This window comes from Nonomuraea composti (assembly GCF_012034275.1).
Taxonomy (GTDB): Bacteria; Actinomycetota; Actinomycetes; order Streptosporangiales; family Streptosporangiaceae; genus Nonomuraea; species Nonomuraea composti.
This window is the reverse complement of record NZ_JAATEP010000025.1, coordinates 1-14,280: the sequence shown is the minus strand read 5'-3', so window position 1 is coordinate 14,280 and position 14,280 is coordinate 1. Positions and strand designations below refer to the sequence as shown.

The 14,280-nt window shown below is 73.0% G+C and carries 7 protein-coding genes; all 7 read left to right on the top strand.

Features of this window, described 5'->3' with window-relative positions:
• The first annotated feature begins 25 nt into the window (after nucleotides 1–25).
• The 7 genes from HCN51_RS30860 (at nucleotide 26) to HCN51_RS30830 (ending at nucleotide 14,279) form a co-directional block, all read left to right on the top strand.
• Nucleotides 26–2,779 carry an AAA family ATPase gene (locus HCN51_RS30860; RefSeq protein ID WP_206068095.1) on the top strand — a complete coding sequence of 918 codons (2,754 nt, stop codon included), beginning with the start codon at nucleotides 26–28 and terminating at the stop codon, nucleotides 2,777–2,779.
• 78 nt (nucleotides 2,780–2,857) lie between these two features.
• The gene (locus HCN51_RS30855; RefSeq protein WP_168014156.1) at nucleotides 2,858–4,036 is read left to right on the top strand and encodes an MFS transporter; all 1,179 of its coding nucleotides are present in this window, start codon (nucleotides 2,858–2,860) and stop codon (nucleotides 4,034–4,036) included.
• Between the two features lie 385 nt (nucleotides 4,037–4,421).
• Entirely contained in the window at nucleotides 4,422–6,302 is a 1,881-nt protein-coding gene (locus HCN51_RS30850) for an AfsR/SARP family transcriptional regulator (RefSeq protein WP_168014154.1), read from the top strand.
• A gap of 205 nt (nucleotides 6,303–6,507) precedes the next feature.
• Entirely contained in the window at nucleotides 6,508–7,218 is a 711-nt protein-coding gene (locus HCN51_RS30845; protein WP_168014152.1) for an alpha/beta fold hydrolase, read from the top strand.
• Complete coding sequence (locus tag HCN51_RS30840) at nucleotides 7,196–7,843, top strand: sigma factor-like helix-turn-helix DNA-binding protein (RefSeq protein ID WP_168014150.1); 648 nt, start codon at nucleotides 7,196–7,198, stop codon at nucleotides 7,841–7,843. The genes HCN51_RS30845 and HCN51_RS30840 overlap by 23 nt, the downstream gene beginning before the upstream one ends.
• 155 nt (nucleotides 7,844–7,998) lie before the next feature.
• Nucleotides 7,999–10,254, top strand: coding sequence for a helix-turn-helix domain-containing protein (locus HCN51_RS30835; protein ID WP_168014148.1), 2,256 nt, complete (start codon nucleotides 7,999–8,001; stop codon nucleotides 10,252–10,254).
• Between the two features lie 197 nt (nucleotides 10,255–10,451).
• Nucleotides 10,452–14,279, top strand: a complete 3,828-nt coding sequence (locus HCN51_RS30830) for a S8 family serine peptidase (RefSeq protein ID WP_168014146.1) — start codon at nucleotides 10,452–10,454, stop codon at nucleotides 14,277–14,279.
• Nucleotide 14,280 lies beyond the last annotated feature (1 nt).

Below are 14,280 nucleotides of genomic sequence, written 5' to 3'. Positions count from 1 at the left end.
GGCTTGAGCTGGCACAATGACATTTGTGACAAAGCCCCCCACCGTGGAGCTCATCGGCAGGGAGCCCGAGCAGGGCACGATCCGCCAATTGCTGGAGGCCACCGGAGCCGGACGTGGCGGGACGCTGCTGGTCCACGGCGCCGCCGGTGTCGGCAAGTCGGCGTTGGTCCACGCCGCCCAGGACGAGGCACGGAACCGAGGTTTCACCGTCTTGTCGGCCGTGGGGGTGGAGACCGAGTTGTGGTTTCCGTTCGCCGCCCTGCACCAGTTCGTCCAGCCGCTGCGGGGAGAGCTCGACGACCTGGCCGACACCCATCGCGAGGCGGTGCGGGCCGCGTTCAGCGGCGAGCAGGACGCGCCGGGCACCTACCAGGTGGCCCTCGCGATCCTCGAACTGCTCGCCGACGCCGCCGATCGAAGGCCGCTGCTGGTGGTGGCCGACGACCTGCAGTGGATGGATCTGCCCAGCAGAGAGGTGCTGGCCTTCGTGGCGCGACGGGTCGGCGACCAGCCGATCCTGGTGTTGCTCGCGGCCCGGACCAGCCCAGGCGGGGCTCCGCCCGTCGAGATCCATCCCCAGCTGACCCTGGGCCCGCTGAGCGAACCGTCCGCCCAGGCATTGCTCGACACCGTCGCACCACGGCTGAGTCCGCACGTACGCACGCTGATCCTGGATCGCGCCGCGGGCAATCCGCTCGCCCTCGTCGAGTTGCCCAAGGCGGTGAAGGCCTTGCCGGCGCAGCCCAACGAGTTGCCCCTGACCCAGCGGCTGGAGGCGGCGTTCGCCGCGCGGACCGGCGCGGTGACGCCGGTGTGCCGGATGTTCCTGCTCGCGCTGGCAGCCGAGCCGGACGCGCCGCTGCAACTCCTGCTGGACGTGGCCGGCGGCCTGACCGGCGCGGCGCCCACGGTGGCGGCGCTGCAGGAGGCGACCGACGCGGGGCTGGTGTCCCTCACCGAGGGCGTCCCCCGCTTCGGGCACCCCCTCATGCGCTCGGCCATCTACACCCGGGCGCCGATCGCCGACCGGCTGGCGGTCCACGGCGCCCTCGCCTCGGCACTGAGCGGCCCCGACCGCAAACTGGCCCATGAGGCCGCGGCCACGCTCGGCCCCGACGAGGAACTGGCCACCCGGCTGGAACATTTCGCGGAGGCAGCGCAGGCGCACGGCAACGTGACCGGGGCTCTGCCGGCGCTGCGGCAGGCGGCCCGGCTGGTCCACGATCCACGGCGGCGTACCGGCATGCTGATCCGAGCGGCGGAGCTGGCCACCGAGCTGAGCGACCCCGACCCGGCCCGTGCCCTGCTGGCGAGCGTCGACGTCGGCATGCTCGGCCCGGTGGAACGCGGCCGCCTGATGAACGCCGACGAACTGGTCGGGTTCTTCGAGCCGCAGGATCGCAACCAGCGGGTCCACGATCTGGTCGGGGCCGCTGCCGAGGCGTACGCCGGCGGCGCGCCGAAGGTCGGGGGGATCCTGCTGTGGCGGGCGGCGGTCCGTTGCTTCTTCCAGGACGGAGAGACGTCCGCGCGCGCGGCCACGACGGCCGAGCTCGATCGGTGGGATCCCGACCCGGACGCCGCCGAGACGCTGGCGGTGCGGGCGCACGCCGAGCCGTTCCGGTGGGGCGCCGACGTGCTAGCCCGGCTCGACGGCGCCGCGGCCGAGTCGACGGACGGGTGGAGCCTGTACTTTCTCGGCAGCACCGCGCGGGCTCTCGGCGACTTCACCCGCTGTTCGGTGTTTTCGGGCCAGGCGGCGCAGATCTGGCGTCGCCAGGGCCGGCTGGGGCTGCTCACCCGGGCCCTGGCCGCCGCGTGGCCACGGGTCTGGCTCGGCGAGCTGGAGCGGGCCAGGGTGGAGAGCGAAGAGGCGTGCGTGCTGGCCAGGGAGACGGCGCAGCCGTTCGCGTACCTGGGCGGCCGGGCCACCGCCGCGCTGGTCGCGGCGCTGCGCGGGGAGGCCGGCATCGCGGCCGGCATGAACGAGGAGCTGCGCGCCAGCACAGTGCTGCCCGGCATGCGGTTCGCCACGGTGATCGCGCAGCAGACCGACGGCCTGCTGGCGTTGATCGACGGCCGGCCCGAGGAGGCGTTCCGGCTGCTCGCCCGGATCTTCGACCCCGCCGACCCGCACCACCACTCCCTCATGCAGTGGACCGTCGCCCCCGACCTGGCCGATGCCGCGGTCGCGGCGGGCGCCGAGGACGAAGCCCGCAAGGTGCTCGTCGACCTGCCGGAGCTGGCGACCCGCCTGCCGTCGGAAATGATGATCAACGCGCTCGCCTACACCGGCGCGGTGCTCGCGCCCGACGCCGAGGCGGAGGAGCGGTACGTCGCCGCGCTGGCCGCGCTGCCCCCCGGCTGGCCGTTGTCGCATGCCCGGTTGCAGCTGCATCACGGCCGCTGGCTGCGCAGGCAGCGCCGGTACGTCGATGCCCGCGAGCCGTTGCGCCAGGCCCGCGACGGCTTCGACCGGCTCGGCGCCCGCTACTGGGCGGAGGTCGCCGGCAGCCAGCTTCGGGCGACCGGCGAGACCAAGGCCGACCGGCTCCGGAATCCGGCCGACTCGCTGTCGCCGCGCGAGATGCAGATCGCGGTGCTGGCCGCGCGCGGCCTCAGCAACCGGGAGATCGGCCAGCGCATGTTCATCTCCCACCGCACGGTCGGCACGTACCTCTACCGGATCTATCCGCGCCTCGGCGTCGCCAACCGTTTCCAGCTGGCGGCGGTGCTCGGTGACCAGGTCGGAAACGAACCGGATCAGCAAGACGGCTGAACCCGGCCGGCCACGACGATCGGCATCCGGCGGACACGATGTATTGCGGGCACGCCAAATCTCGGATATTTGTCCCCTGTGTCGCAGGTAAAACGTGATCGTGTCACCTTCCTCGCCTATGCCCAGCTCGGCGGGTGGGGATTCTTCCTCTACGGCTTCAGCCCGCTCATCCCTCTTCTCCGCGACGAACAGGGCACCTCCGCCGCGCTGGCCGGGCTTCACGGCACCGCGATGGCCGCCGGCGGCGTGCTCGGTGGTCTGCTCTTCACGCCGCTCGTCCGCCGGCTGGGCCGGGGCCCGTCGACCTGGCTGGGCCTCGGCGGCCTCGCTGTCGCCGTCACCGCGTTGTGCCTGCTGCGTCCGTTCGGCGCGACACTCACGGCCGCGCTGCTCGGCGCGCTCGGCGGCACCCTGGTCGCCAGCGGGGTGGCGGCCGTCATCACCGAGAGGCACGGCAAGGCCGCGTCCGCCGCGATCAGCGAAGCGTACGCGGTGTCCATCGCGGTGGGCCTGCTCGCCCCCCTGGCCACCGGGTTCACCGCGAGGCAATGGGGCAGCTGGCGGCTCGGCCTGGTCCTGATCCTGCTGCTGATCGGCCTGGTCGCCGTGGTCGCGGCGGTGACCGGCACCCGGTTGCCGGACAGTGACGGCTCCGCGCGTGGCCGGGGAGCCTCCCGGCTGAGGCTGCCCCGGCCCTACTGGCCGGCCTGGCTGCTGCTGGTCGTGGTCGGCGCCATCGAGGCGTGCGTGGCGTTCTGGTCCGCCTCGGTCCTGCGCACCCATGCCGGCGTGACCGCGACCACCGCCACCACGCTGATCTCGGCCATGGTGTTCGGCAAGCTGGTCGGCCGGGTGGCGGGCAGCGTGATCGCCGCACGCGTCTCCACCGTGCCGCTGGTCCTGAGCGCCTTCGCCCTGTCGGCGACCGGCTTCGTCGTGTTCTGGACCTCGACCGTCGGGTGGCTCGCCGGGGCCGGGCTGCTGGTCATCGGGCTCGGCAACGCCATGCATTTCCCGCTCGTCCTGTCGCTGGCCATGTCGGCGGCACCCGGCGCCGCCGACCGGGCGGCCGCCGTCGCGAACTACGCCAACTCCCTCGCCTTCGCCGTGGCGCCCGTGGCCCTCGGAGGGCTCGCCGACCTGTTCGGCCCCCACCGGGCCTTTCTCCTGCTCCCCGCGCTGTTGGCCGCCGCCGTGCTGCTGGCCGTGTCCACCGGCCGCATGTTGCGCTCGCCGGACGTAGAGCCGGTGCGCTGATCCACGGGGGAGCCGGGCCCACCCGGACTGCTCCTGCATCACATCCCCATCGCCCGCGCGCCGCCGACGTCGGTGCGCAGCCACGCCCTCGCTCGCCGCACCCCGCCGGGCGGTCCGCCGTCGCTCGTCCCAGGGAAGGCGATGTCGCTCATGCCCTGTCGACCACGCCGCGACCCGTTTCCGTGACAGGACCCGGAATGGCACCCGCGGGTGCTGGGACGGACCGGCAGGTCAGGGTTCGGCCGCTGGCGTACGCCTCCACACCCGAGTCGCGTCGCAGGCATTGCTGAAAGGTCATGCGTACGTCGTCGTACTCATGATTCGGCCGCACGGCGCCGACAAGCTGAAGGCGGCGACAGGACGAAGGGGACCGGAAGGGGTTGTCATGTCGAGCCTGATGGAGGAACGGCGTGCGCCGGCGGGCGGCACGATGATGGCGGCCACCCGGTTCAGCATCCTCGGACCGGTGCGGGCCCGCCGGGGCGACGGCGACCTGCGGCTGGGCGGCCGACAGCAGCGGCTGGTCCTGGCGCTGCTGCTGGCCCGGGCGGGAACGGTGGTCGGCCTGGCGGAAATGGTGGACACCCTTTGGGAGCGCGATCCGCCGGCCAGCGCGGTCAACGTGGTCCACCGCTACATCGGGACGCTGCGCCGGCTGATCGAGCCGGGTCTGCCGGTCCGTAAGGTCGGCTCGCACCTGATCCGGCATGCGGCGGGATACCGGCTGCGCGTCGCGGAGGACTCCCTCGACCTGCTCCGCTTCCGAGCTCTGGCCGCGGCCGCGCGCCGCTGCGACGATCCGGAGCAGGCCGTGCGGCGCTACGCCGAGGCCCTCTCCTTGTGGCAGGGCCCCTGCGCCGCGGGCCTGGAGCCGGTCTCGCAGAACCTCCCGGTGTTCGTCGCCATCGAGGCCGAGCGCGCCCAGATCGTCCGGGACGCGGCGGACACCGCCCTGCGCGCCGGCCGGGAACGGCTGCTGCTCCCCGCGCTCCGGCAGGCGGTGGAGCACAGCCCGCTGGACGAAGCCCTCCAGGCCCGGCTCATCCTCGCGCTGGCCGCCACCGGCCGGCAGGCCGAGGCACTGGAGATCTACCAGCAGGTACGCCACAGGCTCGGCGACGAACTGGGCATCGACCCGGGGCCCGAGCTGCTCGATGCGTACGAGCGGTTGCTGCGCCGGCGCCTCGCCCCACGGGTTGCGGCATCGGTCGCCGCCCCGGCCCAGCTCCCGCCGGATCACCCGTTCTTCACCGGCCGGTCGGACCTGCTGGGCCGAGCCGAGCGGCTGATCGAGGAGGACCGCCGGCACGGACGGCCCACCGTGGCGCTGGCCGTCGACGGGATGCCCGGCGTGGGGAAGACCACCATCGCGATCCGGCTCGCGCACCGGCTCGCCCCCGCCTACCCCGACGGGCAGCTCTACGCGGACCTGCGCGGATTCTCCGCAGACGGGCCCCTGCTGAGCGCCGGCGAGGTGCTTCGCGGCTTCCTGGCCTCCCTCGGTCTGCCTCAAGAGGCCCTGCCGGCCCAGCTGCATGCCCTGGCAGGCCTGTTCCGCAGCAGGATGTCCGGGCGGCGGATGTTGCTCCTGCTGGACAACTGCGGCAATTTCCAGCAGGTCCGTCACGTGCTGCCCGGCACACCCGGCAGCCTCGCGATCGTGACCAGCCGCGTCCGCATGATCGGCCTGATCACCGCAGGCGGAGCGCACCCGCTGCCCGTCGCGCCGCCATCGGCGCACGAGGCCCGCGAGATCCTCGCACACCGGCTGGGCGCCGGCCGCGTCGCCGCCGAGCCCCGGGCCGCCGAGGAGATCATCGAGCGGTGCGGGCGGTTGCCGCTGGCCATCGCGTTGACCGCCGCGCGCGCGGTCACACAGCCGGCCGTGACGCTCGCCGACATAGCGGGCGAGCTGTCGAGCGCACGCAACAGCCTGGACGGGTTCGCTGGACTGCCGGCGGCGTTCTCCTGGTCCTACCAGGCGCTGACCCCGCCGACCGCCCGCCTCTTCCGGCTGCTGGCACTGCACCCGGGCCCGGAGGTGAGCGTCGAGGCCGCCGCCGCGCTGGCCGGGACCGAGCCACGCAGCGCCGGGAGCGGGCTGGCCGAGCTCGCCACGCACATGCTGGTCCAGGTACGCGGTGGCCGCAGCCGGATGCACGACCTGCTCCGTGCCTACGCCCGTCAGCTCAGCGAGGAGTTCGACACGGCGGTGGAGCGGCACGAGGCGAGGACCCGGCTGCTCGACTTCTCCGGCGACCGTTGAACAGGCCCGTGCCGCCGTCCACGTCGACCGCGCAGCAGGCCCGGTTCGTGACATGAGCCGGACGGTGTGGTCCGCAGCACACACTCGATGTGAACTGAGCGTGCACTGCCGCCTCCTACCGTGCTGACCAACTTGTTCACATCACAGGAGGAATCTCATGCCGATGGTGGCCCCGAAGCCCGCAGCACAGAAAGGCTGACCGGTCATGGCTGAACCACTGATCGTCCTGGTACACGGCGCGTTCGCGGAGTCCGCCGGCTGGAACGGCGTCATCGAACGCCTCACCCGGTACGGCCTGCCCGTGCTGGCCGTCGCCAACCCGCTGCGCAGCCTCGCCGGGGACGCCGGCTACCTGCGCGACGCCATCGCCGGCCTGGCCCGGCCGGTCATGCTCGTCGGCCACTCCTACGGCGGGATGGTCATCACCCAGGCGGCCACAGGCAACCCCGCCGTCAAGGCCCTGGTCTACGTGGCCGGCTTCGCCCCCGAGCCAGGGGAGAGCGCGGCGCGGCTCTCGCTCACGTTCCCGGGCAGCACCCTCGGCAGCACTCTCACCAGCACGCCGCTCGCCGACGGCAGCACCGACCGATCCATCGAACCGGCGAGGTTCGCCCACCAGTTCGCCGCCGATGTGGACCCGGACGCCGCCGCTCTGATGGCCGCCACCCAGCGGCCGATCACCGACCGGGCCCTCGGTGACGCCCTGGACGCCCCCATCGCCGCCTGGCGCACCATCCCCAACTGGTTCGTCTGGGGCAGCGCCGACCGCAACATCCCAGCCCCGGCGTCGCGGTACATGGCCCAGCGCGCGAGGGCACGCGAGCTACGGGAGATCGACGGCGCCTCGCACGCCGTCGCGGTCTCGCAGCCAGGCGCGGTCTCCGAGGTGATCCGTGAAGCGGCTGCCCACATCTAGCGGCCAGCGGTCCAGAGGCGTCGGTCTCGCCGGCCCGGACCGGGACGACGCCCTCGCCGACTTTCTCGAAGCCCGCGCCGTGCTCCTGCAGATCGCCCGCCGAATCGTCACCACCACTGACGCCGAGGACGTCGTCCAGGACACCTGGCTGCGATGGAGCCGCACCGACCGCACGGTCGTCCGCAACGCACGTGCCTTTCTCGCCTGCACCACGCAGCGCCTGTCGATCACACGAACGCAATGCGCGTACGCCCGGCACCAGATTCCGGCCGGGCTGACCGTGGACGACCCTCCTGAGCTGGGCGCGGACCCGGCCCAGATCGCCGAGGACACCGATGAGCTCCGGGCGGCGATGGCCGTGCTGGTGGTCCGGCTCGGCCCGCGCGAACGCGTGGCCTACCTGCTGCGCGAGGCGTTCGCCCTGCCCTACCGGAACGTCGGTGAGCTGCTCGGACTCACTGAGCCGCACACGCGCCAGGTGCTCCGCCGCGCCCGCGCGCGGCTGGCGTCCGGCCCCGAGCGTTCCGTGCCGCGGGCGGAGAAGTCCCGTCTGCTCGCGGTGTTCCTCGACGCCGCCCGTCGCGGAGATCTGGCGGCGCTCGCCGATCTCGCCCGAACGAACTGACCGGCCTGCTATGAGCCACAACTGTGATGTTCACCACCGTGGAGGCGTTTGACCAGGTCAGCAGGTCACCAGGGCCTTCCTGGTGCGCAGGTTCTATAGCCGATCACCGTCAGTAGCTCTTAGGTTCGCAGGGTTACTGCGTCTTGGAGGCACGAGTGTCGGACAGATCTTTTGGGCAGCAGCTGCGTGTCTTGCGGCAGTCAGCCGGGCTGACGATCGAGGCGTTGGCGGAGGCGTCCACGGTGAGCGGGCGCGCCATCAGCGACATGGAGCGCGGCCGGGCCAGGGCGCCGCAGGAGCGGACGCTCGTAGCACTGGCCGATGCGCTGGAGCTGGGTGACGCCGCTCGCGCGGAGCTGGTGGAGCTGGCGCGCGCGGAACGGTCCGGCAACCGGGTGGGGCGGCCGAAGTTGTATGAACTGCCGCGTGGGCTGGGCGATTTCGTCGGCCGGGTGCCGGAGCTGGAGCTGCTGGTGCGCCGGGGGCGGGAGGCGTCCGGGGAGGGGCCGGCGCCGGTGGTGGTGGTGCACGGCCAGGCGGGGGTGGGCAAGACGGCGTGCGCGGTGCGGGCGGCCGAGCAGTTGCGTGAGGTGTTTCCCGATGGGCAGTTCTACGTGGATCTGCGGGGCACCGACGCCGAGCCGATGCCGACGGTTGAGGTGCTGGATCGGCTGCTGCGGGCGCTGGGCGTCAAACCGGGCGCGATCGCCGAGGACGAGCAGGAGCGGGCCAGCCAGGTGCGGGCGCTGCTGGCCGAGCGGCGGTGCCTGCTGGTGCTGGACAACGCCGCCGACGAGGCGCAGGTGCGGCCCGTGCTGCCGGGGCCGGGCGCCGGGATGGCCATCGTGACGAGCCGGCGCACGCTGGCGGGGCTGGACGCGGTGTCGCGGATCGCGCTGGCGCCGCTGTCGCCGCTGGAGTCGGCCGAGCTGCTGCGCATGATCGTACGGGACGGCTCCGCCCGCGCGCAGGGCGGCGAGGTCGTCGAGGTCGCCCGGTTGTGCGGGCACCTGCCGCTGGCGTTGCGGATCGCGGGCACCCGGCTGGCCAGCCGGCCGGGCTGGACCATGAAGAACCTGGCGGAGCGGCTGTCGGACGAGGACCGGCGGTTGGCGCAGTTGTCCGTGGGCGATGTGGGGGTGGAGGCGGCGTTCGCGCTGTCGTACGCGGTGTTGTCGTCGAGGGCCAAGACGTTGTTCCGGCGGCTCGCGCACGTGCCTTCGGTGGATTTCGCGGCGCCGATCGCCGCGGTGCTCACGCGGACGGACCTGTTCACGGCGGAGGACGAGCTCGACCGGCTGGTCGAGCTGGGCCTGCTGCAGCATGAGGGCGCCGACCGCTACCGCTTCCACGACCTGATCCGGCTCTACGCGACGCAGCGGCTGCGCGACGAGGAGACTTTGGAGGTCAGGGCGGCGGCCGAGCAGGCGATGGCGGACTGGCTGCTGGAGACCGCGACCATGGCGGGGCGATGGTTCGAACCCGAAGCCGGCGAGCCGCCGGCCGAGGGGAAGGGCCTCGTCGCGATCGCCTCGCCCGAGGAGGCGCACGCCTGGTTGCAGGTCGAAAGGGACAGCTGGCTGGCGGCGCTGCGGCTGGCGGCCGCCGCCGGCCGGCACGAGCAGGTGGCCGGGCTCGGTGAGGCGATCTACTGGTTCGCGGGCACGATGGATCACTGGAGCAGCCAATGGGTGGAGGTCTTCGCGCTGTCGCGGGCCGCGGCCGCCCGGCTGCCTGACCGCCTCGCAGAGCTCCGGCACCTCAACTACTACGCCTGGGCGGTGCTCGGCGTGGGACGGCTGGAGGAGAGCGCGGCGCTGGCGATGGAGGCCTACCGGCTCGCCGAAAGCCTCGGCGCGGTGAAGGAGCAGGCCGAGGCGATATGGAGCGCGGGCGAGGTCTGGCGGGTCGCCTCGAACCTCGACCAGGCCCTGTGGGCGTACTCCCGGGCGCGGGAGCTGGCCGACACCGCCGGCGCGCACATCACCTTCCTGCAGAGTTTCGTGGGAGCGGGGCTGACGCTCGCCGGTCTTGGCAGAGTTGACGAGGCTCTGCGGGAGTTCAGGGCCGTGCTGCGGCAGATCGACGGGCGCCCGGTCCCGCCCGGGATGGCGCAGGCGACCCGGGCGGCCGTTCAGCTGGGCCTGGCCAGGACGCTGGCCGACGCGCAGCGCTGGCAGGAGGCGATCGACGAGGCGACTCCGGCCCTGGCCGCGTCCACCGAGATGGGCAGGCGATGGTACGTCGGCCACGTACACCTGGTGCTCGGCAGGGCGCATGCCGCGCTGGGCGCGGCCGAGCAGGCCCGCGAGCATCTGACCGCCGGGATCGAGCTGCTGCAGGACGACGTGGTGACCAGCCCCCGGACGATGGACGAGGCTAAGGCGCAGCTCGCGGCTCTCGGCGACTGAGCACACCTCGCGCACGCGGATCGATTCTGCGTTATTCCTGCATGGTCCCGGCCCCGGCGGAGCTGGTTGCATGGCTTTCGCGACGGAAGCCGGCTGCGGCCCCGGTGCCGGTCGCGCACCTGCCCCGGGCCCTCATGACGGGCTGGCGGGCGGGAGCGCTCCCGAACGACATTCCCCTCTGACCGGAAGGATGGGCCGTGCCCCCTCTACCGTCCCCGTTGACCGCGGCCCTGAGCAGCCTGGCCCTCGTGCTCGCCGCCGTCGGCGTCGCCCCGTGGCCCGCGCATGCGGCCCCGCCACCACAGGCCGCCGCACCGGTGGACACCGGGACCGCTCCCGGCCCGGCCACCCTCACCCTCATCACCGGCGACGTCGTCGAGTACGCCCCCGGCGAGGACGGCGGCCCGCCCGCCATCGTCGTCCGCCCGGCCCCCCGGCCGGACGGGGCCGCCGTCACCTTCGCCACGCTGCCCAGCAAGGACGGCGGCCACCTGGTCATGCCCTCCGACGCCGCCGGCATGGTCGCCGCCGGCACCCTGGACGAGGAGTTGTTCGACGTCGAGACGCTGGCCCGCGACCAGCGCACCGACGCCATCCCGCTGCTGGTCACCTATGCCGGCGATCCGGCCCCCGCCACCCTGTCCAGGTCCGCCAGCGCCCTGCCGGCCGGCGAGAACGTCCGCGTGCTCGACAGCATCAACGGCGTCGCGATGAGTGTGGACACCGGAGCGGCGGCGGCGTTCTGGGCGGGCCTGCGTACCGATCGGCCGTCTGCCCAGCGCTCGGCGAGCGGCCCCGCCAAGGTCTGGCTCGACCGTAAGACGCACGCCTCGCTCGACCAGAGCGTCCCGCTGATCGGCGCGCCGAAGGCCTGGGAGATGGGGTACGACGGCAAGGGCGTCAAGGTCGCGGTCCTCGACTCCGGCATCGACACGAACCATCCGGACTTCGCCGGCCGGATCTCGGCCACCCGGAACTTCAGCCCGACCTCCGGTATCGCCGACAAGGTCGGGCACGGCACGCATGTCGCCTCGACGATCGCCGGCGCGGGGGAGACGTACAGGGGCGTGGCCCCCGCCGCGACGCTGCTGGTCGGCAAGGTGCTCGACGACAACGGCGACGGCATGTCGTCGTCGACCATCGCGGGCATGCAGTGGGCCGCCGAGCAGGGAGCCGCGGTGGTGAACCTGAGCCTCGGCTGGTGCTGCGGCGACGGCACCGACCCGATCAGCCAGGCCGTGAACACCCTGACGAGGAAGCACGGGACGCTGTTCGTGGCGGCGGCGGGCAACGGGTACGCGGCGCTCGCCGTGAACTCCCCGGCGGCGGCGGACGAGGCGCTGGCGGTGGGCGGAGTGGACAAGGTCACCGGCACGGAACTGGGGGACTTCTCCAGCCGCGGCCCGCGCCTGGGCGACGCGGCGGTCAAGCCGAACCTCGTCGCGCCCGGCGTGGACATCGTGGCCGCCCGCGCCGCCGGCGCCACCATGCCCGGCATCCCGGGCAACGACAGGTACCTGATGGCGAGCGGCACGTCGATGGCCTCCCCGCACGTGGCGGGGGCCGCGGCGATCCTGGCGCAGCAGCATCCCGAGTGGCGGGCGGCCGAGCTGCGCGACGCGCTCACCTCGACCGCCGTGCGCGCCGACGGCCTCAACTGGTTCGACCAGGGCAGCGGCCGGGTGGACGTGGCCCGCGCGGTCACCCAGACCGTCTTCGCCACCTCCGCCGTCGACTTCCGCAAGCTGGACGGCCCGGCCACGCGGCAGATCACCTACCGCAACCTCGGAGCGGAGCCCGTCACGCTCGCGCTCTCCCTCCTCACCCGCGGCTGGAGCGGCAACCCCGCCCCGGACGGCGCGGTGCAGCTGGGGGCGGACAGCGTCACGGTGCCCGCGAACGGCACCGCCACCGTGGACCTCACCGCGCACCCGCGGGCCGGCGCGAGGGGGGTGTACGGCGGCTGGGTGACGGCGCAGGCCGGTGAGGCGCGGGTGGTGACGCCGTTCAGCTACTACGCCGAAGCGGTCAAGCACAGCGTCAAGGTCTCGCTCGTCAACTCCTACGGGACCAAGGAGTTCTACAGTCGTTACGCCTACCAGCGGCCCGCGGTGACCGTGTTTCCGGTGAAACTGCCGGCGAGCCCGGAAGACCCGTTCACCTCTTACAGGTTCTCCTCCCTGAGCACCGACTACGCGGGCAACGGCGAGTTCCGCCTGCCGGCGGGCGAATACGAGCTGTTCGGCTCCCTCTACGAGCGACGGCTCGCCAACCGCGAAACCCTCGTGATCAAAACCGTCGACGTCGACGGGGACGAGACCGTCACCCTCGACGCCCGCGACACGGTCAGGATCAGACCCGATCCGCCGAAGCCGGCCGACGGCGCAGGCACCGTGCGCTATCAGCACAACCCCGATCCGAACGACCCCGACGACCATCCCACCGGCTTCAGCATGTACTGGTCAGTGTCAGGCGGCTACGACCTGTACGTCACGCCGGTCGCACCCCCGAGGACGGGCACGAGCCGCCTGGCGCACCAATGGGCCATGGAGCCGCCCGTCCTGTCCAAGGTCGAAGCCGGCGACCTGACACTGCACCCCGCGTACAGCCCGGACTCCATGCGCGCGCTCACCGCGCCCGCCACGCACCCCATCGTGTCCGTGGGCCGGGGACGGGCCGAGGACTTCGACGGCGTGGACGTGACCGGCAAGATCGTGCTGGCCGGCGTGCCGGCGGGGGACGCCGCACGGCCGTACGCGTCGGCGGCCGAGGCCATGGACGCGGCCGGAGCCGAGGCGGCGCGCCGCGGTGCCGTGGGCATCCTCGGCTACCTCGACGTGGACGGGGGCCGGGCCCGCGTCCCCGACGGGCCGTCCCTGCGGCTCGGCTTGAGCGCCGCCGAGGGCCGCGCCGTGCGCACGGCGCTCGACCGGGGAGCGCTGTCGCTGCGGCTGGAGCCGTACGCGGGCCCGGACGTGGTCTACAACCTGCGCTACGACTCGCCCGGTCAGATGCCGGCGCGCCCGCCGAAGGTGAAGATGAAGGACCTCGTCCGGGTGGACGCCACCTACCACGCCGACAAGGCGAACGCCCAGATGCGGGCGAACATCCTGACGACCACCGTTGAGCCCTTCGTGCTGGTGAGCATCAACAACCAGCCCATCCGCTCGCAACGCCGCACCGAGTACTACGGCCCGGCCACCGGCGGCGTGATCTGGACCAGGGAGATCACGAACGAGTCGCTGACGCTGAAGACCGACGACCTGTTCACCCGGCGCGAGCACCGCCTGACCGACCGGTGGTTCAAGGCGCCGCTGGTGCCGGGAGCCGCCGACGTGCCCGCCGGGCACCCGGTCGCGCTGCCGTGCGGGTTGTGCCGCGACGGGGACCGGTTCGTACCCGGAGAGCAATGGCGCGACTCCGACTCCCGCCATTACAGCGATCCGAACCCGGTGACGTCGGCGGCGAAACTGTTCGTCGACGGCCAGGAAGCGGCCACGATCCAGGGCTATCGCCCCCGCTACTTCACGGTCCCCGGGAAGGCGGGAACCTACCGGCTGGAGTCGACGGACACGACCGGCCGCACCCTGTCGAGGAGGGTGAGCACGACCAGGTCGTTCGCCTCCACCCCGCCCGCCGGGACGCCACGCGGCTACACCTGCTCCTCCGGGACGTCGTGCGCGTTCCAACCGGCGCTCCAGTTCGCCTACGACCTGCCACTCGACCTGCTGAACCGGGCCGCGTCCGGCAGGCACTTCACCTTCGAGCTGCGCGCCGGCGCGCACTCCACGCTGCGCCGAGCACCCGAGGTGAGGCGGGTCGCGGTGGAGTACTCCGTGGACGACGGCGCGACCTGGCGGCCTGCCCAGCGGGTCGTCAGCCGCGGCGACGGCCGCTACCGCGTCGAGGTGACGCATCCGGCCCTGGCGGACACCAGCGGTTACGTCTCCCTGCGGGTCACCGCCTCGGACGCGGCGGGCGGCTCGGCCACACAGACCATCGAGCGGGCGTACGGCCTGACCTAGC